This window comes from Prauserella cavernicola, assembly GCF_016595675.1.
GTDB classification, from domain to species: Bacteria; Actinomycetota; Actinomycetes; order Mycobacteriales; family Pseudonocardiaceae; genus Prauserella_A; species Prauserella_A cavernicola.
The window spans coordinates 500,947-524,564 of sequence record NZ_JAENJH010000001.1 but is presented as its reverse complement, the minus strand read 5'-3'; the positions used below and the strand labels follow the sequence as shown (position 1 = coordinate 524,564).

Genomic DNA, 23,618 nt, shown 5'->3' with positions numbered 1-23,618 from the left:
TCCCGAGCCGGTGACCACACCGGACACATCGGACGGGGGAGAACCCATGGGACGTCAGGGACATGCCAGGCTCGCCGCGGTGCTGGCCGCCGCCGCGCTGCTCACGGGCGGCTCGGCGCTGCTCGCCACCGCCGAGCCCGGCGACGCGGGAAAACCGGGCGAGTCCGCGACCGCCGCGTTCGACCGGATCCTGCGCCAGCAGGAGGACGCGTGGCACCGCGAGGACGCCGAGGACTTCGCCGCGACGTTCACGGCCGACGCCGACGTGGTGACCTTCAACGGCGACCACCTGCGCACCCGCCAGGGCATCGCCGAGGGAATGCGGTACTACTTCGACCACTTCATCGACAACACCAGGCTGCGCGCTCTGGACGAGCACGTCCGGTTCGTGCGTCCGGGCCTGGCCGTGATCGTGCGGACCAGCTGCCAGCTGGAGCCGCCGAGCACGACCTGCCGCGAGGACTCCTACTCGCGTAACACGAACGTGCTGGTCGAACAGAACGGCCGCTGGCTGCAGGACTCCTTCCAGAACACGCGGGTGATGGAGCTGCCGCCTACCGACAGGTGAGATTCCAGCCGGAACGTGACGGCATCGGCTCGCGTCGGAGACCATGAACCACTTCGGCACGACGCGAGGGAGGAATGCGCGATGAAGCACGACGGCCGCCGCCGGGCGACCGCGGCCGTGACCACGGCCGTGTTCGTACTGGGAGGACTGGCGGGAACGGCTCAGGCGGCGGAGAAACCGGCCGAGGCCAGAGCCGGTGCGCCGATCTACTTCGTGCACGGCTACAACGACAACGAGGCGTCGGACTGCTCGTCGATCTGGGGTACCGCGCTCGACTACTTCGAGAAGCAGGGCAAGTCCCGCTCGTCGATGAAGACCGTGGCCTACTACGGCGGGGACACCAACTGCGACGTCGACCTCGGTGCCGGCACCACCAGCACCCGGATCAAGAAGGTCGCGGCCTCCCTGGCCAACCGGATCTATGAGGACCACACCAGCAAGGGCGAGTCGGTGGAGATCGTCGCGCACTCGATGGGCGGTCTGGTCAGCCGGGTGGCGATCCTCGGCTCGGCGAAGGGCTGGGAGGGCTTTCCGCCGGGACCGCTGAAGGTCAGTGACGTGGTGACGCTCGCGACGCCGCACAAGGGAATCCTCGACACCGACAAGTACGACAGCACGCAGTGGGACTCGATGAACCCCGACTCCTACTTCATGGAGGTGCTGCACAAGAAGGAGAACCAGCTCGACCAGAAGTGGGCCTCCGGCACGGACTGGAGCTTCGTCGGCTCCGACGAGGACGAGACCGTCAGCGGTAGCTCCGCCATCGACAAGGGGCACTACGCCGACCACAAGTTCCGGTACCTGCGCGATGCCGACTACGAGATCTCGCACACGGCGATCCGGAAGCTGGTTCCCGGCAAGGACAAGTTCAACCTGCGCTACTGGCACGCCAGCGAGGGCGAGTCGCACAACACCACCAACGGGTGGGCCCCGCTGCAGACCGCGTACAACGCCCTCGACCGGGGCGGCGACTGGTGACACACCGCGGTGGTCCCGCCCGCACGGGCGGGACCACCGCGGTGTGTCCGGCGTCGTGGCCGCGCCCGGCGGGTTCGTGCCAGGATCGACGGTGATCGTCGAACCGAGGAGAGGCCCTGTGGTGAGTCAGCCCGAGCACGTCGTGGTCATCGGAGCGGGACTCGGTGGTGTGCGCACCGCCGAGCAGCTGCGAGGCGCCGGGTACGAGGGTGAGATCAGCCTGGTCGGTGCGGAGACGCACACGCCCTACGACCGGCCCCCGCTGTCGAAACAGGTCCTCACCGGTGCCTGGACGCCCGACCGGGCCGCGTTGCGCGGCGCCGACGCACTGGCCGAGCTGAACGTGCGGACCCGCTACGGCGTCGCCGCCGTGGCGCTGCACGAGGGCGCGGTCGAGCTCAGCGATGGCACGGTGCTCGACGCCGACGTGGTGGTGGTCGCCACCGGTGCCCAGGCCAGGACACTGCCCGGCCAGCCCGGGGGCGTGCACACGCTGCGGACTCTGGACGACTCACTCGCGCTGCAGGCCGCACTGGCCGGCGCGTCGTCCCTGCTCGTCGTCGGCGCCGGGTTCATCGGCGCGGAGGTCGCGGGCGGGGCCCGCGAGCGAGGACTCGACGTGACCGTGCTCGAGGCGTCGGTGGCGCCGTGCGAGCGGGCGCTGGGCGCCGAGGTGGGTGCGCTGTGCGGCAGGTTGCTCACCGATGCCGGGGTGGACCTGCGGCTCGGCGCCCGGCTGGAGCGGTTCGTGGACTCCGGCACGGTGGAGCTGGCGGACGGTGACCGGCTCTCCGCCGATGTCGTGCTGGTGGGCGTCGGTGCCGCACCGGCGCTCGACTGGCTCGCAGGCACGGCCGCGGGCACGACGCTGGACACCACCGCCGGGCTCGCGTGCGACGCGCAGGGCAGAGTCCTCGGCGCCGCGGGAGTGTGGGCCGTCGGCGACGTGGCCGCGTGGGAGGACCCCGTTCGCGGCGGCCGGTTCCGGAGCGAGCACTGGACCAGCGCCACCGACCAGGCCGCGATCGTGGCCCGCGCCATCGCCGGCGCGGCCCCGCCACCGCCGAGCCTGCCCTACGTGTGGTCCGACCAGTTCGGGATGAAGATCCAGGTCATCGGGCGGCCCGAGCTGGCCGACGACGTGGTGCCGCTGCAGGGCGAGGGCCTCGCGGGCGGCCCGGTGCGGGGCACTGTCGCCGGGTACTTCGCGGGACAGCGACTCGTGGGCGTGGCCGGGTTCGGTGCGGCCAAGCACGTCGCCAAGTACCGCGCACTGGTGGCGTCGGGCGCCGAACGGGCCGAGGTGCTCACGCCCGCCTGAGTTCGCGCTCAGCCCGGCTTCCTTGTCATCCACAGTGGAGTCACTGGCCCGGCCCGTTACCCGGTGACCATAGTGGACTCTCGTTCGCCGGCGATCCGCAGCGCCTCCACCAGTGCGCTGTAGAGCTCGTCGGTCTCCATTAGCTGGTCGTGGGTGCCCTGGGCCCGGATCCGGCCCCGCTCGAGCACGACGATGGTGTCGGCGTCGACGACGGTGGAGAGCCGGTGCGCGATGGTCACCACCGCGCCCGAGGCGGCCCGATCGCGGATGCAGTCGTGGATCGCCGCCTCGGTGAGCGCGTCGACCTGCGCGGTCGCCTCGTCGAGCAACAGCACGTCCGGGGTGCGCAGGATCGCCCGCGCCAGCGCGATCCGCTGCCGCTGCCCGCCCGAGAGCGATGTCGAGGACAGCGGGGTGTCCAGCCCGTCCTCCAGTTCCGCGATCTTCTCGCTCAGGCGCACCTCCTCCAGCACCTCGGCCAGCTCGGCGTCGGTGGCGTTGGGGTGGGTGAACAGCAGGTTCTCCCGGATCGTGCCCGGCACGGTCGGCGCCTCCTGCTCCACGTAGGCCAGGCGCGAGCGGATCTCGGCGTGCGAGTGCTCCCGGTAGGGCCGCTGGTTCAGCAGGACCTCGCCGTGCTGGGGTTCGAGGAAGCGCAGGACGAGCGAGAAGAGGGTGGTCTTGCCCGCGCCGGAAGGGCCGACGATCGCGGTGTGACCGCGGGCCGGGATCGTGAGGTCGACGCCGGTGACGGCCGGTTCCTGTCCCGGTCCGTACGCGGCGGTGACGCCCCGGAACTCCAGGACGGGTCCGCTCGCCGTCCGGGCGGTGGGCGTGGTTTCGGCGCTGCCGGGGTCGGTCTCGACGTCGAGTGCCCTGACGTCGCTGATCCGGCCCGCCGCGGCGATGCCCGACTGCAGGCCGGTGACGTTCTGCGTCAGTTCCGTGATCGGCTCCATCAGGCCGAACGCGTAGAGCAGGAACGCGATGAGGCTCGAGACCTCGAGCTGGCCCTGGCTGACCCGCCACGCCCCGAGCCCGAGGATCACGATGATCGCCACCTGGATACCGGCCCCGGCGACGGTCCAGCTCACGGCCTCGCGGCGGACAGCCCGGATGCCGTACTCGGCGGAGGCGTGCGCGTCGGCGAGGATCCGGTCGGCCTGCCGGGTCTCGGCGCGGCTGACCTTCACGGTGCGGATGGCGCGCAGCGCGGTCTCCAGCGTTCCGCCGAGGCGACCCACGTGCTCCTGCGCGCGTTCCTGGGCCTTGGCGATGGCGGGCATGAGCACGGCGAAGAGCACCGCCACCACCGTGATCGCGGCGACCGTGGTGCTCAGCAGCACCAGGTCCAGCACACCCATGAGCACGAGGGAGCCCGTGAGCATGATCGCGCCGTTGACCAGGCCGATGATGCTGGAGGAGGCGGCTTCGCGCAGCAGCACGGTGTCCGAGGTGACCCTGGCGACCAGCTCACCGCTCGGCCTAGCGGTGACCGATTGCACCTTCGCCGTGAACAGCCGGCGCACCATCGACTCCCTGGCCTCGAGAACCACTCGCTCGCCGAGTGAGCCGAGCAGGATCCACTGCCACACCCAGGCGAGCGAGCCGACGACCAGCAGCACCGCCAGCGCCACGATCGGCCCGGTCAGCGACGCCGAAGCGCCGAGCGCGTCGAGGACCCACTTGGTGACCATCGGGGTGGCCAGGCTCATGGCTGAGCCGACGAGGGCCAGCAGCAGGCCGAGTGCGAGAGCGGGCACGTGCGGTCGCGCGAACGACCACAGGATGGCGAGCCGTCCGGTTGTGGGTGCCGCCGTGTTCTGATCCGGGTCTCCCATGACTCTCATGGAACACTGATGTTCCGTTTTTGTCGAACGAGTTTCTAAACGGGACGGCTGGTACCTTCTATGTCGTGAGTCAGCAACGCTCCGACACCGCCGAGACCGGCACACGCGCCCGCACCCGCCGGGCGATTCTCGACGCCGCCGTCACCGTGCTCTCCCAGGACATCTCGGCCTCGCTCGGCGACATCGCCGCGACCGCCGGAGTCGGCAGAACCACGATGCACCGCTACTTCCCGGAGCGTTCCGACCTGCTCGCGGCGATCAGCCTCGACGCACTCGAGCAGGCCGACGCTGCAGCCACGCGCGCCCGGCTCGACGACGGACCGGGGGCCGACGCGGTGAACCGGCTGTGCCAGGAACTGTTCGAGGTCGGCGACCCGCTGATGCTGCTGTTCAACAACCCGCAGCTGATGACGGGCAAGGAGTGGGAGGAGGAGTCCGACTTCGACCGCGAGGTGATGCGCGTGGTCGAACGCGGCCGTTCCGACGGTTCCCTCGACCCCGACCTGGACGCGGCGTGGGCGTTGCAGGTGGTGTGGGCGCTGCTCTACAGCGCGTGGATGCACTCCCTCGAGTCCGGGGTCCCCAAGCTCACCGCGCTCTCGCTCTGCCTGCGCACCGTGGACAAGGCCTTCAGGCCCTGACGGGCGGCGGCCTCGGCACGAGGCCCAGCAGCAGCGAGACCTGGACCTGTTCGGTGAACGGCGCGCACGGGGCGAGCACGCGCTCGACGTCGGCGGCGAACGCGGCCCGTTCACCGGGTGCGGGCAGCCGGTCGACAGGCAGGGCCGAGTAGACGCCGCCCACGATCTCGTCGGCCGACAGGGCGGCCTCGTAGGCGACGTCGGTGTGGTGCACGGCGTAGCCGGAACGCGTCAGCGCGTCGGCGTAGCGCCGTCGGCTCTCGTCGTCGGTGCCGCACGTGCGCACGAGCCGCGTTCCGAGCCAGTCCTCCAGAAAAGGCCGCAGCGCGCGGGACCACGCCGTGTCCTGCAACCACAACGGCGTGCCGTTGGCCACGACGGCCACCCCGCCGCCCGGCCGCAGCAGCGGCGCCAGCGCGGGGAACAGCCGCTCGTGGTCCATCCAGTGCAGTGCCTGACCGATCGTGACAGCCCCAAGCGCCCGCGATCCGAGCAGCCCGGCCAGCGCGGGGACCTCGGCGTCCGAGGCGAGCACCCAGCTCACGTTCGACACGCCCTCGTCGCTCGCGGCGCGGCGAGCCCGTTCCAGCATCGCCGGTTCGGGGTCGACCCCGGCCACCGCGCGGACGCGGCGCGCCATCGGGAGCGTCAACTGCCCGGTGCCGCAGCCGAGGTCGGCGACCACGTCGTCCTCGCCGAGGCCGAAGGCGCCGACGAGCGCGTCGAGCACGGCGGGCGGGTAGCCACGGCGGTAGCGGTGGTAGAAGTCCACGACCTCACCGCGAAATCCGAGATCCATTCCGCCAGCTTCACCGGTGGCGCGGCGGAGTGCCAGCGGTTCCGCTGACGGCGGACAGGATTTTCGTTCCGCACGAAAAGAACGGCCCCGGTCCCATTCTCTGGACGCGGGAATTCCGTGGCCGCCGTGTCCTTTTCGATGAAGGAGGAGAATCGTGGCGAAAGGGGACGCGGGAATGGCGAGCGCACCGGGAATCCACCTGGCCGTGGCGCTGGAGGGCGCGGGCTGGCACTCCGCCGCCTGGCGCGAGCCGAGGGCCCGCCCCGGCGACCTGTTCACCGCGGGCTATTGGACCGATCTCGTGACCGAGGCCGAGCGTGGACTGCTGGACTTCGTCACGATCGAGGACTCGCTCGGGGTGCGGTCGTCGCACGAGCCGGGCGCGGAGTTCCGTGCCGACCGCGTGCCGGGCAGGCTCGACGCGGTGCTCGTCGCCTCGCGCGTCGCTCCGCGCACCGACCACATCGGACTCGTGCCCACCGGGATCGTCACGCACACCGAACCTTTCCACCTCTCCAAGGCGATCGCCACGCTCGACTACGTCAGCCGGGGCCGCGGCGGCTGGCGAGCGCAGGTGGCGCGCAGGCCGGCGGACGCGGCGCACTTCGGCCGCAGGGACCCCGGCGTGCTCGCGAGCGAGGACCTGCTCGCCGAGGCCGGCGACTACATCGAGGTGGTGCGCAGGCTCTGGGACAGCTGGGAGGACGACGCCGAGATCCGCGACGTCGCGACCGGCCGGTTCATCGACCGCGACAAGCTGCACTACATCGACTTCGCCGGAGAATGGTTCAGCGTCAAGGGCCCGTCCATCACGCCCCGTCCGCCGCAGGGCCAGCCACTGGTGACCGTGCTGGCCCACGCCGCACCGGCCTACCGGCTCGCGCAGCGTTCGGCCGACGTCGTGTTCGTGACCCCGCGCGACGCCGGGGACGCGCGAGCGATCGAGCGCGAGCTCCGTCCGGAGGGCGAGGGCGGACCCCGCGTGTTCGCCGATCTCGTGGTCTTTCTCGGAGACACCGCCGCAGAGGCCGCGCGGCGCAGGGATCGCCTCGACGAGCGCGCGGGCGAGGACTACTCGTCCGACGCCCTCGTGTTCACCGGCACCGCCGGTGAGCTCGCGGATCTGGTGCTGGAGTGGGCCGAGGCAGGGCTCTCCGGGTTTCGCCTGCGTCCGGCGGCGCTGCCCGACGACCTCGAGACCATCACCCGACGCCTGGTGCCCGAACTCCAGCTCCGGGGTGTCTTCCGTACCGACTACGCCGAGCGGTCGCTGCGTGAGCGGCTCGGCCTGGCCCGTCCCACCAACCGTTACGCGGAGGTCTGACGATCATGACGACGAGCAGGCGGCTCAAGCAGATCCACCTGGCCGCGCACTTCCCTGGAGTCAACAACACCACGGTGTGGAGCGATCCGCAGTCGGGCAGCCACATCGAGTTCGAGTCGTTCGTGCGCCTGGCGAAGACCGCCGAGCGGGCGAAGTTCGACTTCTTCTTCCTGGCCGAGGGCCTGCGGCTGCGCGAACAGGCCGGCCGGATCTACGACCTGGACGTGGTCGGCAGGCCCGACACGTTCTCGGTGCTCGCGGCGCTGGCCGCCGTCACTGAGCACCTCGGGCTCACGGGCACGATCAACTCCACCTTCAACGAGCCGTACGAGGTGGCTCGCCAGTTCGCGAGCCTCGACCACCTCTCCGGCGGGCGCGCGGGCTGGAACGTCGTCACGTCGTGGGACGCGTTCACCGGCGAGAACTTCCGGCGAGGCGGTTTCCTGCCGGAGGACCAGCGCTACGCCCGGGCCAAGGCCTTCCTGCACACCGCTCAGGAGCTGTTCGACTCGTGGCGCGGCGGCGAGCTCGTCGCCGACAAGGAGTCGGGTGTGTTCGTGGCCGATGCCGCGGCGGGGGAGTTCGCGCACCGCGACGCGCACTTCGACATCACGGGCAGGTTCACGGTGCCACGCGCACCGCAGGGCAGGCCGGTGATCCTGCAGGCCGGTGACTCCGAGGAAGGCAGGGAGTTCGCCGCAGCCACCGCGGACGCGATCTTCAGCAGGCACGGCACGCTCGAGGCGGGCCAGGAGTTCTACGCCGACGTCAAGGGCAGGCTGGCGCGCTACGGACGTGCGCGGGACGACCTGAAGGTATTGCCGGCTGCGACGTTCGTGCTCGCCGACACCGACGCCGAGGCGCGCGAACGCGCCGCCGACGTGCGCCGCCTGCAGGTGTCCGGCCAGACCGCGATCAGGTTCGCCGAACAGCTGTGGAACCGCGACCTCTCGGCCTACGATCCGGACGGGCCGCTGCCCGAGATCGACCCGCTGCCGGGGGAGAACACGATCGCGCAGGGCCGCGCGAGCGTGCGCATGTACCGGGATCCGGTGGGCACCGCCCGGCAGTGGCGCGAGCTCGCCGAGGCGCGGGGACTGTCATTGCGCGAGGTGATCATCGAGGTGACCGGGCGGCAGACGTTCATCGGCTCACCCGCGACCGTCGCCGAGCGCATCGACCACCTGGTGCAACACGACGCCAGTGACGGATTCATCCTCGTCCCGCACGTCACTCCCGGCGGGCTGGACGAGTTCGCCGACACGGTGGTCCCGCTGCTGCAGGAGCGCGGGGTGTTCCGCACCGAGTACTCCGGCCCGACGTTGCGCGACCACCTCGGACTCTCGACGCCGCGGCCCGGGACGCTGCGCGCGCCCGCGGCGTCATGAGCGCTGGTCCGTGGCGAGGGCGAGCATCTCCCTCGCCACGGCGTCGTTCTGCCGGAACGGCACGGCGTTGGTCCGGGGCCGGGTGAACGCGGCCCCGGAGCGGGCGCTCGTGTGCGGGCCCACCGCGAACCGGCGCGGGTGCGGCTCGCCGCGGGCGTCGAGCATTCTGCCGTCGGACAGTCGCGTGTGGATTCGCCCCGACGGCAGCTCGCGCTCCGGCGCCCGGGTCCGTACGGTCTCCTCGGCCAGCCCGCCCGCACCGTGCAACGAGCGCAGCAGCGGATCCAGCGCCCTGCGCACACTCGGCTCCGGTAGCCGCGCCTCGATCAGCGTCCCGGACACGACGGTGCCGGGGAAGTTCTCGCCACTACCGGCGAACAGCCCGTTGCGCTCGTCGAGCCGCACCCGCATGCCCGCGCCGAGGAACGCGACGACGCCGGACTCGTGCAGCGCGAGCAGTTCCGCGAGCCTGCGCGGCGGCGGCCCGCTCGCGAGGTAGCTGAAGAAGCCGTGCCACCAGTTGTCCACATCGGTCAGCTGGGACCGGCCCTCGATGCGGCCCTCGCCGAGCATCGCCGCGAGCCTGCCGTACACCGACAACAGCGCCGTGAACGCGCCCAGGTCGGCGCTGAAGAACGGGTTCGCGCGCCGGGCCAGGTCGGCCTCCACGTAGCCGCGCACGTGTTTGCCGAACGCCTCTGCGGTGTCGAACCGCAGTCCCGCGAGCGGGCGGTCCAGCCGATCCAGGTCCAGGCGGTCGTCGTAGGCCGGCACGGCGTGGCGCACCAGCGCGCGATGCCCGGCGCTGCCCCAGTCCTGTCCGGCGAAGGCGCGTTCGAACTCGGCCAGACTCATCCGCACCCGCTCGGGGTGCGCGGTGAACAGCTCGTGGTAGTAGCCCCACGCGATCTCCTTGGCCGCGAGCGGCCACACGTCGGCGCGGAAGTCGAGCAGTCCGGGGCGGGCGAGCAGCCCGGAGACGGCGTCGTCGTCGAAGAACCTCGGCAGCCGCGGCGCGGCTCCGCGCAGCCGGTAGCCGAGCTTGGAGTGGTACGGCACGCCACGCCGGGAGCCCACGTGCAGGATCGGCTCGGCGCCGCTGGGCTCGTACCGCAACCCGCCGGGAACTTCCTCGAATCGTCCACCCCTGCCTTCGGTGAGCAGCAGCATCAGGTCGACGAACGCGAGCCCGAACCCGCGCACCAGCACGGGTTCGGCCGCGGGCACCCCGGAGTAGTCGACGTCGGCGGTGTAGCCGGGCGGGTAGTACCGGCGGGCCCGGCGCGTGGCGAACCGGGTGAGGACCTCGGGGGTGCCGTGCGCCTCCGCGTCCAGGTGGCCCACGGCCAGCAGGGTCGCGTCGGCGTGGAGCGGCTCGTCGCGGCCCTCGAGCCACACCTGCTGGGCGGACTCCCCGGTGATGCCGGTCGCGCGCGCCCGGTGCTCGCGCACCTCGACCCCGGCGGGCAGTCCGGCGAGGATCTGCTCGTACACCCACGCCAGGTAGACGCTCTGCAGCCGGCGCGTGGGAAACGACATCCCCTCCAGCGCGTGCAGTTCCGCGGCGACGTCGGGTGGGACTTCTACCTCGAGTTCGCCCGCGCGGACAAGGTTCGCCCACTCGGCCAGTGAGGGCCCCTGCCGGATCGGGCCCTTCATGCGCACGGTGTCGTCGGTGAACATCGTGACGTCCTCGGCCATCGAGTTCATGCGCAGCAACGGGGACTGTTCGTGGCGCCAGATCCGGCCCGGCCCCGGCGGGAACGGGTCGACGAGGTGCACGACCAGATCCCGCCCGCCGAGGAACTCGGGCGCGTTCGCCGAGATTCTCTCCAGCACGCACACTCCGCGCGGCCCCGCGCCGACAATGGCGAGCTGAAAAGGGGTCACCCGGTCATGCTACGTTTTCCCGCGATCATTTCCGGGAGTGTCCGCTATGTGGACGACGATTCGGCATTTGCTTTTTCTCCGCACAAAAGAATCATCGTCGAAACGCGCTCAGCAGAGGCCCGCATCGTGCATCAGCAACGCGACCTGTGTGCGGTTGCCGAGGTCCAGCTTGGTGAGGATGTGGGTGATGTGCGCCTTCACCGTCGCGACGCTGACGTGGAGCCGGGCCGCGATCTCCGCGTTCGACCTGCCCTCGCCGAGCCCCAGCGCAACCTCGTGCTCCCGGCCGCTGAGCGCGGCCAGCGCGGAGCGGGCGCGGTCGTAGGCCGTGGCGTCGGTGGCCGCACGATCCATGAGCCTGCGGGTGATGGCGGGGGAGAGAATCGGATCGCCCGCCGCGACCCGCCGTACCGCGTCGGCGATCGTGGCGGGAGGCGAGTCCTTGAGCAGGAAGCCGCTGGCCCCCGCCCGCAGCGCGCGCAGCACGTTCTCGTCGGTGTCGAAGGTGGTCAGCACGATCACCTCGGGTGGTGTGGTCCTGGCCCGGACCCGGTGAGTGGCCGCGATCCCGTTCACCCTCGGCATGCGGACGTCCATCAGCACCACGTCGGCGGCCCGCGAGTCCAGCGCCGCCGGCACCTGGTCGCCGTCGCCCGCCTCACCCACCACAACGATGCCGTCGGCGCCGTCGAGCATCAGCGTCAGCCCCGCTCGCACGAGGGCGTCGTCGTCGACGATGAGCACCCTGACCTCGCCCGTCATGCGGGCCACGGTAGCCAGGCGTCCAGCCGGAACTCGCGCGCGGTCGCGCGGTGGTCGAGCCTGCCGCCCGCGAGCCGGACCCGTTCGGTGAGCCCGACGAGCCCCGTCCCCGAGCCGGGCACCGGTGGTGGCGCAGGCTCCTCCGCCGGTGGGTCCGCGAGCGGGTTCGGCAGCGGGTTCGACACGGTGATCACGAGCCTGGTGCCCGGCGTGCCGTCGAGTTCGATGCTCACGGGCTGGCCCGGCGCGTGCTTGCGGGCGTTGGTCAGCGCCTCCTGCACCACGCGGTAGGCGGTGCGGCCGGTCGCTCCGGGCAGCGCTTCCGGATCGGTGAGGCCGCGCAGGTCGACCGTCGCGCCGGTGGAGCGTGTCTCGGCGAGCAGCTCGGGCAGGTCGGCCAGCGCCGGCATCGGGCGGTCGGTGCCCTCACTCGCCGGGTCGTCGCGCAGCAGGGCGATCACGTCGCGCAGTTCCTCGAGTGCCTGGTGCACGGTCAGCCTGATCACGCCCGCGGCCTGCGACACCCGCTCGGCGGGCATTCCCGGCCGGTACTCCAGCGCGCCGGCGTAGGTCGCGAGCAGCGACAGCCGGTGCGCGAGAACGTCGTGCATCTCCCTGGCGATCCGGGTGCGCTCCGCCGCGCGAGCCTCGGCGATCCGCCTGCCCTGCTCGGCCTCGGCGCGCTCGGCGCGGTCCCGCAGCGACGCGATGAGCGCCTGGCGGGCCGCGGCCAGCGCGCCGAAACCGAGCAGGGCGGCGTGTGCCACGACCACCAGCACCAGCCACCACCAGAAGGACAGCCCGCCGACGGGCCGCCACCACCAGCGCAGCGTGTGGGCGGCCGCGCTTACCGTGGCGACCCCCACCGCCACGGTGAACGGGCGCATTCGCGCCGTGTGCAGCACACCCACGCTGGCCGCGGGGGTGGCCGTCGGAGACACCACCGCGAGAGCCGCCAGCACGAGCGTCGTCCGGGCCGGCTTGCGCACCAGCAGTGGTGTGAGGCAGACGGTGGTCACGACCATCGCCAGGTCGAAGCCCAGCAGCCATCCACGGGTGCCCGACGCGTACTCACCCCAGGCAGAGCCGAGGGCACCCGCGGCGATCACCGCGGCGGGAAAACCCGCTCGCACCCGGCAGGAGAGGTCGGTGGACACGCACCAGAGCGTACGACCGCCCATCCGGTCGGCACAGCGACCAAAGTCGAATCGAGACGAGGCCCAAGGCGGTACCGGCACCCGGCTCCCGGCCGATGTGGCGGGCCGGGCGCGACGGTGATGCTGGCCGCCATGATCACGAGCCTTCCCGCCCACGCACTGCGCGCCGAGTTGCTCGGCTCGCTGCGCGGCACCGTGCTCGAGCTGGGGCCCGGCGCGGGTGTGAACCTGCCGTACTACGCGCCGGACGTCACCTGGATCGGCGTCGAACCCGCTGCGCGGCACCGGGCCCGGCTGCGTGGGACACCGGCCCCGTTCGGCGTCGCCGATGTCCGGGACGGGCGAGCCGAACGGCTGGACCTGCCCTCGGGCTGCGTCGACGCGGTCGTGGCGACCTACGTGCTGTGCTCGGTCGACGACCCGGACGCCGCGATCTCGGAGATTCACCGCGTGTTGCGGCCCGGGGGACGCTACGTTGTCGCCGAGCACGTCGCGGCCCCCGACGGCACGGGGCTGCGCCGGGCACAGGACATCTGGGGAAGGGTCACCGGATCGTTCGGCGCGCGGTGCAGGCCGAACCGGCGCCCCGAACCCGCGATGCACCGAGCTGGATTCGAGCTCACCGATGTCCACCGGTTCGTGGTCCGCGGACCGCTGGGGGCCGGGATTCCACACATCGCCGGCGCCGCCGTGCGCCCGGCACCGACAGGGAGAGGGACCACACCATGAGCGACTCCGCCGCCACCGGCGCGCTGCCCGCACACGGCGACTACCGCGTCGACCCCGAGGGCTCGACGATCTCGTTCGTCACCCGGCACCTGTTCGGGCTCGCGCCCGTGCGCGGGACGTTCGCACTGGGCGAGGGACACATCCACGTCGCCGATCCGGTGTCGGGCTCCTCCGCGAGGGCGAGCATTCCCGCCACGAGCTTCGACACGGGCAACGCGGCGCGCGACTCCGTCGTCCGGTCCACGCAGTACCTCGCCGCCGACGAGCACCCCCACATCACGTTCGCCTCCACCGGTGTCTCCGAGACCGAGGGGCGCTGGACGCTGCACGGTGCGCTGACGGTGCGCGGGCAAACGCGGCCGCTGGACGTGCTCGTGGAGCGCGCCGACGTCGGCGAGGGCACGGTGAACCTGACGGCCACGGCCGAGGTGGACCGCTACGAGTTCGGTATCACCGCGCAGAAGGGCATGACCGGGCGCCGGCTGACGCTCACGCTCGACCTGGTGGCCGTTCGCGCCGCGTGACCAGGCGCCGTGGTGGGTCCGCTCAGCCGGGCGGCGTCCGCAGTCCGAGACCGGCCCTCGCGTCGGGCGTGTCGTCGAGCACCTGCCAGGTGGCCACCAGGCCGTCTCGCACCTCGGCCAGCCACAAGACGGACCTACGCCGGCCCTCGCCCGAGCCGGTGATGTGGCCCGCGACGGCCACCCGGCCGTGGCGTTCGGCGAGCTCCCGGGGATGGATGACGTAACCGGGGAACGTGGCGGTGTGGACGGACCATGCGTGTGCGGTGGCCTGCCTGCCCACCACGGGAGGTTCGGCGGCCACCAGCAACCGGTGGTCGTCAGTCATGAGTTCGGTCAGGCCGGGGACGTCGGCGTGGTTGATGCGGTCGATGAAGCTCACGACGACGGCCACGGGCGGCAGGGGACGTCCGGTCATCCTCCGATTGTCGCCGTCTCCGCCGCGCCGGCGAAGCGTTGCCCGTCCACTGTGGTCACTCGCGAACTCCGCGTGCTGACGGGGTTTCACCGTCAGCACGCGCAGTCCGGTCGGTACCGTCCGAACGCGGTTCCTAGCGCGCCGGGCCAGGGTCCAAGGACCCTTCGCTCGCGCCCTCCCGGCCCCGATCCTGGAAGCGGAGCGGGACGGGAGGAGGCGATCGTCATGCGCGCGTCCGACGTGATGACCGCACCGGTGGTGACGGTGGAGCGCGGGACACCGGTCAAGGCGGCGGCGAACACCCTGGCGCGGAACGGGTTCTCGGCACTGCCCGTGGTGGACGGTGACTCGGCCCTGCTCGGCGTCGTGACCGAGGCCGATCTCGTGCGGGACCGGTTCCCGCGGGACGCGCGCCACCCACGCGGAGGCGAGCGGCGGGCGGCGGGGTCGACGGTCGGTGAGGTGATGACCGCGCCCGCGGTCGCGGTCGGCACCGCGACCGACGTCGTGGACGTGGTCAGGCTGATGCTCGACGAGCGGGTGCGTTCCGTGCCCGTCACGCGAGGACGCCGCCTGGTCGGGATCCTCACCCGGCGCGACCTGGTGCGGATGCTGGCGCGCACCGACGAGGCGCTGGCGCGCGACATCCGCCACCGGCTCGCGTTCTTCGGCGGGCCCAGCCGCTGGGCCGTGGAGGTGAGCCACGGCGAGGCCACCATCATCGACCGGTTCGACAGCGAGACCGACCGGCACGTGGCACTGGTGCTGGCCGAGGGCGTGCCCGGGGTCCTGCGTGCCCGGTGCGTCGCCACGGGAGCGCTGCCGTGACCGGCGTCGAGCACCACGAGCCGTATCCGGTGCGGGTGGAGGCCGCGCTCGATCCCGCGCTCTCGCGGTGGCTGTGGCTGGTGAAGTGGCTGCTGGCGATCCCGCACTACATCCTGCTTGCCCTGCTCTGGATCGCGTTCGTGGTGCTCACCGTCGTGGCGTTCTTCGCCATTCTGATCACCGGCAGCTACCCGCGGCCCATCTTCGACTTCAACGTCGGCGTGCTGCGCTGGAGCTGGCGGGTGCACTACTACACCTACGCCGCCCTCGGCACCGATCGGTACCCGCCGTTCACGCTCGCTGACGAACCGGGATACCCGGCCCGGCTGGACATCGACTATCCGGAGCGCCTGTCCCGGGGGCTGGTGCTCATCAAGTGGTGGCTGCTGGCGATCCCGCAGTACTTCGTGGTGGGCGTGTTCGTCGGCGGCGGGCTGTGGTTCGCGTCGTCGTACTCGCAGAACAGCGGCTACCAGTGGGCGGCCGGTGGGCTCGTCGGGATCCTCGTGTTCATCGCGGGCGTGGTGCTGCTGTTCACCGGCCGGTACCCGCGGCCCGTGTTCGACTTCGTGCTCGGCATGGACCGCTGGGTGGTCCGGGTCGCCGCCTACGCGGGACTGATGACCGACCGGTATCCGCCGTTCCGGCTCGACCTCGGCGGGCAGGATCCGGGTGGCCCGGTTTACGCACACGCCCCGGAGCCGGTGACCCCGCCGCTGGGTCATCCAGGCTGGACCCCGGGCCGGATCGTCTCGGTGGTGCTCGGCGGAATACTGGTGCTGACGTCGATGGGACTGCTCACCGGCGGCGGCGCACTGCTGTGGGCCGACCGCAACGACCGCGACGCCGATGGCTTCCTCGGCTTCTCCCACACCCTCGACACCGGTGGCTACGCGCTGGTGAGCGAGCGGATCGGCCTCTCGGACACCGACACCGACTGGGTCGCCGTGGCCGGACTGGCAGGCGATGTCCGAGTCCGTGTCACCGGCACCGACCCCGCCGACGACGTGTTCGTCGGCATCGCGCGCTCGGGCGACGCTCAGCGCTACCTCTCCGGTGTTCGCTACTCCACCGTGACGGACCCGGAGCAGCCCACGCTGACCCAGCACGGCGGCGGGGCGCCGCCCGCGCGCCCCGGTGCCGAGGACATCTGGGTCGCCGAGGCCGGCGGCCGCGGCACGCAGACCGTGTACTGGCCCTCCCGCTCCGGCACCTGGACCGTCGTGGCGATGAACGCCAACGGCTCACCGGGCGTCGACGTGCGGGTGGACGCCGGAGCGAAGGCACCCGCGCTGACGTGGATCGCTGTCGGCCTGCTGGCACTGGGAGTCGTGTTGCTGGCCGGAGGCGTGGCGCTGGTGGCCATCCCGGTGCAACGAGCGTCCCGCACACCCGGACCACCGCGTCCGGAATCCGCTGACCGATCCTGACCACAATGGAGGGACGAATCCCATGAACGTGGAGCAGTTGCTGACGAAGGCCCGCGACACGCTGACCGTGCGCAGGGTCTACGGCGAACCCATCGAGCGCGACGGCGTGCTCGTGATCCCGGCCGCGGCGATCAGCGGCGGTGGGGGCGCGGGGTCCGGGGTGGACGAGAAGGGGGCGCAGGGCGAGGGCGGCGGATTCGGCACGGCTGCCCGCCCAGTGGGGGCCTACACGATCAAGGACCGCTCGCTGACGTGGGTGCCCGCGGTGGACGTCAACCGGCTCGTCGTGGTGGTCGGTGTGGTGCTGGTGGTCTTCCTGCTGGTCCGCTCTCGCATCGCGAGGGCGAGAGCGCGGGTGGCGCTGGAGCGCTCCGCCGACTGAGAGGAATTCACCAACCATGCGCGGTCGGCGGATCGTCAACCGTGCAGAACGTCACGTCGCGCCGGGTGGTCCGCGACCGCTGGCACGGTGGACGTGAGCATCGGCGAGTCATCATCGCTGATCAGCGGCGTGCCGTCGGCTGCGGATGGTGACCGCACGGTGACCGTCGCGCGGTGCCGATCTTGTGCGGCAGGTCACGATCCGACAGAGTTTCACCATTGATGTGCCCGGTTCGGCCCTTGTTAAGCAAGCCTTACCTAAGGTTGTATGGCTGCCGTGCGAGAGGGCGAGACAGGCGCCGTCGTCACTGGGGCGGCACAGGGGATAGGCGCGGCGACAGCGCTGGCGTTCGCGGAACGCGGGCTGTGGGTCGCCGCCGTCGACCGCGACATCGAGCGGCTCGGCGGGGTCGTGGCCGACTTCGGCGAGCGTGGTCTGGACGTGCGCGCGTTTCCCGCCGACCTCACCGACCCCGGCGCCGCCGACGCGGTGGTCGCCGAGGTGGAACAGGCGTGCGGACCCATCGGCTCACTGGTCAACTGCGCGGGCGTGCTGCGCACCGGCCCGGTCACGGAGCTGTCCGACGACGACTGGGCCGCGCTGTTCGCCGTCAACGCCACCGGCGTGTTCAGCATGAGCAGGGCGGTGGCCCGGCGGATGGTGCCGCGCGGGTCGGGTTCCATCGTCACCGTCAGCTCCAACGCCGGGGGCGTCCCCCGTGCGGGCATGGCCGGCTACGCCGCGTCGAAGGCGGCGGCGACGATGTTCACCAAATCGCTCGGTCTGGAGCTCGCCGGGCACGGCATCCGCTGCAACGTTGTCGCGCCCGGCTCGACCGACACTCCGATGCTGCGCGGGATGTGGCCCGACGGCGCGGACGAGGCGGAGTCGGCCGAGCGGGTGATCGCGGGCTCGCCCGCTGACTTCAAGATCGGCATCCCGCTGGGCAGACTGGCCCGGCCTCACGACGTCGCCGAGGCCATCGTGTTCCTCTGCTCGCCCGGCGCCGGGCACATCACCTTGCAGGAGCTGTACGTGGACGGGGGCGCGGCGCTCGGTGGCTGATGACGAGACTCGAGACGACCCCGGCGTACTGCTGGAGGACTACCAGCCCCGCGACGTGTTCTTCGCGAGCCCGCGGCGGAGTCTGCTGGGCAACGGCGTCGCGCACGGCTGGGACGGTGGCACTCCCGACGAGCTGGCCGAGTGCGTGCCGGAGGTGCTCGCCGATGCGGAGGTGCCGGTCGCGCTCGGCGCGTTTCCCTTCGGCGGAAACGACTCCGCGCTCGCGGTGCCCAAGACCCTGCGGGTCGGGGCGCCGCCGGCGCCGGGGCGGCAGGGCGGGCCGGCGCGGGTTCCCGCGCCCGAGCGCGTGCGCTCGGTGCCGTCGCGAGGCGCGCACGCGGAAGCGGTGAGCGCGCTCGTCGGCCGGATCGCCGACACACCACTGCGCAAGGCCGTGCTCGCTAGGATGCTCGAGCTCGACTTCGCCGAGCCGGTGGCCGCCGAGCGGATCGTCGCGAACCTGCTGCGGGAGAACACGTCCGGCTACACCTTCGCCGTCGGGCTCCCGGACGGGGCCACGCTGCTCGGTGCCTCGCCGGAGCTGCTGCTCGCCAAGCGCGGCGCCCGTGTGTCGTCGCACCCGCTCGCCGGATCGGCACGCCGCAGCGCCGATCCCGTGGTGGACAAGGAGAACGGCGAGGCGCTGGCGGCCTCGGCGAAGAACCGCGACGAGCACGCACTCGTGACCGAGGCCGTGGTGGAGGCGTTGCGCCCGTTCTGCCGGACCCTGCACGTTCCCCCGGAGCCGATGCTCGTGGCGACACCGACGATGTGGCACCTCGGCACCCCGATCACCGGCGAGCTCAGAGATCCGGGGACAACCGCACTGCGGCTCGCGGCCGCGCTGCACCCCACACCTGCCGTGTGCGGCACCCCGCGCGCGCTGGCCCGGCAGGTGCTGGGCGAGCTGGAACCCTTCGACCGCGGCTACTACGCGGGCACGGTCGGCTGGGTCGACCGCAACGGCGACGGCGAGTGGGCGGTGTCCATCCGCTGCGGCGAGCTCGCCGGAACCCGGATGCGGCTCTACGCGGGCGGCGGGATCGTCGCCGCGTCCGACCCTCTCGCCGAGGTGGACGAGACCTCCGCGAAGTTCCAGACCTTGTTGCGCGCCATGGGATCGGAGCTCACCGCATGACCGGAACCGACGCGCCAGGCTGGCCCGAGGACGTCGTGCGCCGCTACCGCGACGCCGGCTACTGGACGGGCGAGACCTTCGGGCGGCTGCTCTCCGACCGCGCCACCGTCCACGGCGACCGCGTGGCCGTGGTCGACGGTGAGCGCCGGTGGACCTACCGGGAGCTCGACGAGCGCGCGGCTCGGGTCGCGGCGGGCCTGCGCGCGCTGGGTATCGGCCACGGTGACCGGGTGGTGGTGCAGCTGCCGAACATCGCGGAGTTCTACGAGACCGTGTTCGCGCTGTTCCGCATCGGCGCGCTGCCGGTGTTCGCGCTGCCAGCGCACCGGCTGGCCGAGATCGGCTACTTCTGCGAGTTCACCGAGGCGGCCGCCTACGTCGTCACCGACGAGCACGACGGTTTCTCCTACACCGGTCTCGCCGAGCAGGTCCGCGAGCGCGTCCCGGGACTGCGGCACGTGGTCGTGGTGGGCGAGCCGGGACGGTTCACGCAGTACGAGAGCCTGCTCGCCCACGAGCCGGACACCGGCCCCGGACCCGGGGCGTCGGACTTGGCGTTCCTGCAGCTGTCGGGGGGCAGCACCGGCACGCCGAAACTGATCCCGCGCACCCACGACGACTACCTCTACAGCGTCAGGGAGAGTGCGCGCATCTGCGCACTCACCCCGGATTCGGTGTACCTGGTGGCGTTGCCCGCCGCGCACAACTTCCCGATGAGCTCGCCAGGCTCGCTCGGCGTCTTCCATGCGGGCGGCACCGTGGTGCTGTCGCCGTCCCCCGCGCCGGACGTCGCGTTCCCGCTCATCGAGCGCGAGCGCGTGACGATCACGGCGCTGGTCCCGCCACTGGCGCTGGCCTGGCTCGGTGCGGCCGCGTCGACGTCGTACGACCTGACGTCGCTGAGCGTGCTGCAGGTCGGCGGCGCCAAGTTCAGCGAGGCGGCCGCGCGCCGGGTGCGCCCCGAGCTGGGAGTGACGCTGCAGCAGGTGTTCGGGATGGCCGAGGGGCTGGTGAACTACACGCGACTCGGCGACCCCGAGGACGTCGTCACGACCACCCAGGGCCGCCCGATCTCTCCCGACGACGAGGTGCGCGTGGTCGACGACGAGGACGCCGAGGTGTCACCCGGAACGACCGGGCACCTGCTCACCCGCGGCCCGTACACGATCCGCGGCTACTACCGGGCGCCCGAGCACAACGCGCAGGCCTTCACCCCGGACGGCTTCTACCGCACCGGTGACATCGTGCGCCGCACGCCGGACGGCTACCTGGTGGTGGAGGGCAGGGCGAAGGACCAGATCAACCGCGGTGGCGAGAAAGTGGCCGCGGAAGAGGTGGAGAACCACCTGCTCGCCTGTGCCGACGTCCACGACGCCGCGGTGGTGTCGATGCCCGACGACTACCTCGGCGAGCGCACCTGCGCGTTCGTCGTTCCGGTGGCGGGCCGCACACCGAAACCCCTTGCGTTGAAACGGTTCCTGCGCGAGCGCGGTCTCGCCGCCTACAAGCTGCCCGACCGCATCCAGATCGTCGACGAGTTCCCCAGCACGCCGGTCGGCAAGGTGAGCAAGGCCGTGCTGCGCCGGGCGATCACCGAGTCACTGTCCCGAAAGGAGTCCTGAAGCATGGCGTTGCCCGTCATCGCGCCCTACCCGGTCCCCGGGGAGGCGGACCTGCCGGAGAGCAGGGTCGACTGGACTGTCGACCCGTCGCGTGCCGTCCTGCTCGTCCACGACATGCAGGAGTACTTCGTGCGCGCCTACCAGCGGGGCGAACAGCCGCTGGCGACGGTGGTGCCCAACATCATGCGGCTGTGCGCCGACGCGCGCGGCCTCGGCATCCCGGTGGTGTTCTCCGCGCAACCCGGCGACCAGGAACCACAGGACCGCAGGCTGCTCACCGACCTGTGGGGGCCGGGACTGCGCGCGGTGCCGGAGGACGAGGCGATCATCACCGAGCTGCGGCCAGGGCCCGGCGACCTGCGGCTGACCAAGTGGCGCTACAGCGCGTTCCAGCGCACCGACCTGCGCGCGCGGCTGGCCGAGTGGGGTCGCGATCAACTGCTGGTGACGGGTATCTACGCGCACATGGGCTGTCTGCTGACCGCGTGCGAGGCGTTCATGCAGGACGTGCAGCCGTTCCTGGTGTCCGACGCGGTCGCCGACTTCTCGCTGACCGACCACGAGATGGCGCTGCGGTACGCGGCGCTGCGCTGTGGCGTCGTGCTGTCGACGGCCCAGTTGCTCGACCGGATCACCGACGCGACGAGGGGTGGCCAATGGGCGCACGCGAACAGCTGAGCCTGGATCGGATCAGGGCCGACGTGCTCGAGATTCTGCAGGCCGACGTCGACGAGGTGGCCGACGACGACGATCTGATCGACCACGGCCTGGACTCGATCCGCGTGATGCATCTCGTGGAACGCTGGCGGGCCGAGGGCGCGCACGTCAGTTTCGTCCAGCTCGCCGAACAGCCCACGATCCAAGGCTGGCACGGCCTCCTGGGCACCTGACCCGCGAGTCCCGCACTCCGGCGCGCGAGTCCCGCGCTCCCGACCGCGAGTTCCGCGCTCCAGACGGCGAGCTCCGCGCTCCCGACCGGGCACTACCCCAGAGCCGGGCCACCCTCGCGCCGCAGCGCCTTCACGAGCCCCTGCCGCGTGCGGTAGCCGCTGCGCTGCGCGGCCCTGGTCACCGTGGCGCCGGACCGCAGCTCGGCGAGTGCCCGGTTGAGCCGCGCCCGAGACCGCCACTGGCGAAACGTCAGCCCGGTCTCGTCGAGGAACAGGCGCTGGACATGGCGTGGGCTCAGGTGGTGCCCGAGCGCCAGCGTCTCCAGTGTGGCCGCCTCGCCCGCCAGCAGTGCGTCGGCGATCGTCGCCGCGACCGGGTGCGCGGGCCGGGGCAACGCGAACGCGGTCGGTTCTGTCCTGGCGAGCGCGTCGGCCAGCAGCGCGCGAAACGGCGCGCGATCGGTGTCGGAACCCGGCGCGGCGACGAGGACCGCCGCCACGGACTCGGCCACCCGCGCGTCGTCGATCACGGCCGCGCCCGCGACGGGCGTCGCGGACTCGTGGAGCAGGAAGCCACCCGCGAAGCCGGGCTCGTCCCAGGACATGGCGTGCGGAACCCGCGCGGCGAGCCACAGTCCCGTGCCGCTCGGCAGCACGTACACCCCGGCCGGCGTCGTGACGCGGCCCCGGCCGGAGACGACCCAGATCAGGTGCGGCTCGTCGTGGCTGTGGGTGTCGTGCCCGGCGAAGCGCATCCGGTGATGCTCGGGGACGTGCTCGACGACGGCGCCGTAGGTGTCGGCAGCGGTCACGATGTCACCTCCGTGTTCTGGCTCGTCACCTTGGTGACCCTCGACAAGGCTAAGTTAGCCTAACCTTGCTTTTGGAGTGCCCTGCTGGGCGGGAGAGGGGAAACACGTGCGCGGTGGCTTGCCGTGGAAGGCACGGGCGTGCGGGCTCGTGGTCGTGGCGCTGGTCGCCGCGGGCTGCGGGACGAGCAGTTCGGGAGAGTCCGGGACGCCTGCGTCCGGCGACGTCACCGTGGAGACCGACCAGGGGCCGGTGAGCATCCCGTCCGACCCGGAGAAGGTCGTGGTGCTCAACTCGGGTCTGACCGGCTACCTCTACGCGCTCGACGTGCCGGTGACCGCGACGATCCCGGTGCCGGCCAACGGCACCGAGGACGGCTTCTCCGAGTTCTGGGCCGACGAGGCCACAGCCGCCGGGACCACGGTGCTGCCGTGGAGCCCCGACGGCTTCGACTTCGAGGCCATCCTCGCGCAGGAACCAGACGTGATCATCGGTGGCGGCCAGGGCATGCCCGCGGTGCAGGCCGCCGAGGTCTACGACCGCCTCACCGACATCGCGCCCACCGTGCTGCTGAGCAACGAGCTCACCACCTGGGACGAGCAACTGTCGTTCCTCGGCGAGCAGGTGTTCGGCAAGCAGGACGAGCTCACGGAGCTGATGGACGCCTACACCGCCAGGGCCGAGGAGATCGAGAGCTCCATCGCCCGCCCCGAAGGTCCGGTGACGTATCTGCTGATGACCGCGGAGCGCGTGCCCTACCTGCTGCCCGAGGACTCGGACCTGCCCTCGCTGATGGCCGACCTGGGCTTCGAGGCCGAACCCGTCACGCGGCGGCACCCCGAGCTCGAGCGGGTGAGCAGCGGTGACTCGCTGCGCTTCGCGGAGGAGCAGCTGGGCGAGCTCGTCAGCACGCCCACGGTGTTCGTCGTCGGGTTCCACCAGGACGTCACCTCCGACGAGCTCGCGGGCAACCCCCTCTACGCCGGACTGCCCGCGTTCGAGGCCGACAGGGCCTTCGACCTGCCGGACTGGACCTACCGGGCCGACTACCAGGCCGTGATGGCCACGCTCGACCACGTCGCCGAGCAGTTCGCGGCCTGACGCACG

24 protein-coding genes are annotated in these 23,618 nt (G+C 71.8%); 17 read left to right on the top strand and 7 right to left on the bottom strand.

Features of this window, described 5'->3' with window-relative positions; translation table 11 throughout:
• The first annotated feature begins 46 nt into the window (after positions 1-46).
• The 3 genes from JHE00_RS02535 (at position 47) to JHE00_RS02525 (ending at position 2,867) form a co-directional block, all read left to right on the top strand.
• The gene (locus JHE00_RS02535; RefSeq protein WP_200314313.1) at positions 47-568 is read left to right on the top strand and encodes an SgcJ/EcaC family oxidoreductase; all 522 of its coding nucleotides are present in this window, start codon (positions 47-49) and stop codon (positions 566-568) included.
• An 81-nt stretch (positions 569-649) separates the two neighbouring features.
• Positions 650-1,546, top strand: coding sequence for an esterase/lipase family protein (locus JHE00_RS02530; protein ID WP_200314311.1), 897 nt, complete (start codon positions 650-652; stop codon positions 1,544-1,546).
• Between the two features lie 121 nt (positions 1,547-1,667).
• Positions 1,668-2,867: an NAD(P)/FAD-dependent oxidoreductase gene (locus tag JHE00_RS02525; RefSeq protein WP_200314309.1), complete on the top strand. Its 1,200-nt coding sequence runs from the start codon at positions 1,668-1,670 to the stop codon at positions 2,865-2,867.
• Between the two features lie 56 nt (positions 2,868-2,923).
• On the opposite strand, the gene JHE00_RS02520 is transcribed toward JHE00_RS02525, so the two are convergent.
• Complete coding sequence (locus JHE00_RS02520; protein WP_230422784.1) at positions 2,924-4,708, bottom strand: ABC transporter ATP-binding protein; 1,785 nt, start codon at positions 4,706-4,708, stop codon at positions 2,924-2,926.
• 74 nt (positions 4,709-4,782) lie between these two features.
• Here JHE00_RS02520 and JHE00_RS02515 point away from each other — a divergent pair, with 74 nt between their 5' ends.
• Complete coding sequence (locus JHE00_RS02515) at positions 4,783-5,358, top strand: TetR/AcrR family transcriptional regulator (RefSeq protein WP_200314305.1); 576 nt, start codon at positions 4,783-4,785, stop codon at positions 5,356-5,358.
• Here the strand turns inward: JHE00_RS02515 and JHE00_RS02510 are convergent.
• A complete protein-coding gene (locus JHE00_RS02510) occupies positions 5,348-6,157 on the bottom strand; it encodes a class I SAM-dependent methyltransferase (protein ID WP_200314303.1) in 810 nt (269 codons plus the stop codon). The two genes, JHE00_RS02515 and JHE00_RS02510, sit on opposite strands and share 11 nt — an antisense overlap.
• A gap of 175 nt (positions 6,158-6,332) precedes the next feature.
• Between JHE00_RS02510 and JHE00_RS02505 the strand changes: the two genes are divergently transcribed.
• Entirely contained in the window at positions 6,333-7,481 is a 1,149-nt protein-coding gene (locus tag JHE00_RS02505) for an LLM class flavin-dependent oxidoreductase (protein ID WP_200315779.1), read from the top strand.
• 5 nt (positions 7,482-7,486) lie between these two features.
• On the top strand, positions 7,487-8,869 hold the full coding sequence (locus tag JHE00_RS02500) for an NtaA/DmoA family FMN-dependent monooxygenase (RefSeq protein ID WP_200314301.1): 1,383 nt from the start codon (positions 7,487-7,489) through the stop codon (positions 8,867-8,869).
• Here JHE00_RS02500 and JHE00_RS02495 read toward each other — a convergent pair.
• From JHE00_RS02495 to JHE00_RS34860, 3 genes are all read right to left on the bottom strand, one after another.
• Complete coding sequence (locus tag JHE00_RS02495) at positions 8,864-10,759, bottom strand: FAD/NAD(P)-binding protein (protein WP_200314299.1); 1,896 nt, start codon at positions 10,757-10,759, stop codon at positions 8,864-8,866. The two genes, JHE00_RS02500 and JHE00_RS02495, sit on opposite strands and share 6 nt — an antisense overlap.
• Before the next feature lie 108 nt (positions 10,760-10,867).
• Positions 10,868-11,521: a response regulator transcription factor gene (locus tag JHE00_RS02490; RefSeq protein ID WP_200314297.1), complete on the bottom strand. Its 654-nt coding sequence runs from the start codon at positions 11,519-11,521 to the stop codon at positions 10,868-10,870.
• Complete coding sequence (locus JHE00_RS34860; protein ID WP_307831783.1) at positions 11,518-12,678, bottom strand: sensor histidine kinase; 1,161 nt, start codon at positions 12,676-12,678, stop codon at positions 11,518-11,520. Before JHE00_RS34860 ends, JHE00_RS02490 begins: the two co-directional genes overlap by 4 nt.
• Positions 12,679-12,810: 132 nt before the next feature.
• On the opposite strand from JHE00_RS34860, the gene JHE00_RS02480 reads away from it, so the two are divergent.
• Entirely contained in the window at positions 12,811-13,407 is a 597-nt protein-coding gene (locus tag JHE00_RS02480) for a class I SAM-dependent methyltransferase (RefSeq protein ID WP_200314293.1), read from the top strand.
• On the top strand, positions 13,404-13,931 hold the full coding sequence (locus tag JHE00_RS02475; protein WP_200314291.1) for a YceI family protein: 528 nt from the start codon (positions 13,404-13,406) through the stop codon (positions 13,929-13,931). The genes JHE00_RS02480 and JHE00_RS02475 overlap by 4 nt, the downstream gene beginning before the upstream one ends.
• 22 nt (positions 13,932-13,953) lie before the next feature.
• Here the strand turns inward: JHE00_RS02475 and JHE00_RS02470 are convergent, their stop codons facing one another.
• Positions 13,954-14,346 (bottom strand): nuclear transport factor 2 family protein, encoded by a 393-nt coding sequence (locus JHE00_RS02470; protein WP_200314289.1) that lies wholly within the window; start codon positions 14,344-14,346, stop codon positions 13,954-13,956.
• A 225-nt stretch (positions 14,347-14,571) separates the two neighbouring features.
• Here JHE00_RS02470 and JHE00_RS02465 point away from each other — a divergent pair, with 225 nt between their 5' ends.
• From JHE00_RS02465 to JHE00_RS02430, 8 genes are all read left to right on the top strand, one after another.
• Positions 14,572-15,174: a CBS domain-containing protein gene (locus tag JHE00_RS02465; RefSeq protein ID WP_200314287.1), complete on the top strand. Its 603-nt coding sequence runs from the start codon at positions 14,572-14,574 to the stop codon at positions 15,172-15,174.
• A complete protein-coding gene (locus JHE00_RS02460; protein WP_200314285.1) occupies positions 15,171-16,604 on the top strand; it encodes a DUF4389 domain-containing protein in 1,434 nt (477 codons plus the stop codon). The genes JHE00_RS02465 and JHE00_RS02460 overlap by 4 nt, the downstream gene beginning before the upstream one ends.
• A gap of 22 nt (positions 16,605-16,626) precedes the next feature.
• Positions 16,627-16,986, top strand: a complete 360-nt coding sequence (locus tag JHE00_RS02455; RefSeq protein ID WP_200314283.1) for a sporulation protein — start codon at positions 16,627-16,629, stop codon at positions 16,984-16,986.
• 267 nt (positions 16,987-17,253) lie between these two features.
• Positions 17,254-18,051: a 2,3-dihydro-2,3-dihydroxybenzoate dehydrogenase gene (locus tag JHE00_RS02450; RefSeq protein ID WP_200314281.1), complete on the top strand. Its 798-nt coding sequence runs from the start codon at positions 17,254-17,256 to the stop codon at positions 18,049-18,051.
• Positions 18,044-19,189, top strand: a complete 1,146-nt coding sequence (locus tag JHE00_RS02445) for an isochorismate synthase (RefSeq protein WP_307831782.1) — start codon at positions 18,044-18,046, stop codon at positions 19,187-19,189. The genes JHE00_RS02450 and JHE00_RS02445 overlap by 8 nt, the downstream gene beginning before the upstream one ends.
• The gene (locus JHE00_RS02440) at positions 19,186-20,811 is read left to right on the top strand and encodes a (2,3-dihydroxybenzoyl)adenylate synthase (RefSeq protein ID WP_200314279.1); all 1,626 of its coding nucleotides are present in this window, start codon (positions 19,186-19,188) and stop codon (positions 20,809-20,811) included. The genes JHE00_RS02445 and JHE00_RS02440 overlap by 4 nt, the downstream gene beginning before the upstream one ends.
• Before the next feature lie 3 nt (positions 20,812-20,814).
• Positions 20,815-21,489 carry an isochorismatase family protein gene (locus JHE00_RS02435; RefSeq protein ID WP_200314277.1) on the top strand — a complete coding sequence of 225 codons (675 nt, stop codon included), beginning with the start codon at positions 20,815-20,817 and terminating at the stop codon, positions 21,487-21,489.
• Entirely contained in the window at positions 21,468-21,701 is a 234-nt protein-coding gene (locus JHE00_RS02430) for a phosphopantetheine-binding protein (protein ID WP_200314275.1), read from the top strand. Before JHE00_RS02435 ends, JHE00_RS02430 begins: the two co-directional genes overlap by 22 nt.
• Positions 21,702-21,793: 92 nt before the next feature.
• On the opposite strand, the gene JHE00_RS02425 is transcribed toward JHE00_RS02430, so the two are convergent.
• Positions 21,794-22,513, bottom strand: coding sequence for a helix-turn-helix transcriptional regulator (locus tag JHE00_RS02425; protein ID WP_200314273.1), 720 nt, complete (start codon positions 22,511-22,513; stop codon positions 21,794-21,796).
• A gap of 106 nt (positions 22,514-22,619) precedes the next feature.
• Here JHE00_RS02425 and JHE00_RS02420 point away from each other — a divergent pair, with 106 nt between their 5' ends.
• Positions 22,620-23,612, top strand: a complete 993-nt coding sequence (locus JHE00_RS02420) for an ABC transporter substrate-binding protein (protein WP_200314271.1) — start codon at positions 22,620-22,622, stop codon at positions 23,610-23,612.
• Positions 23,613-23,618: the final 6 nt, after the last annotated feature.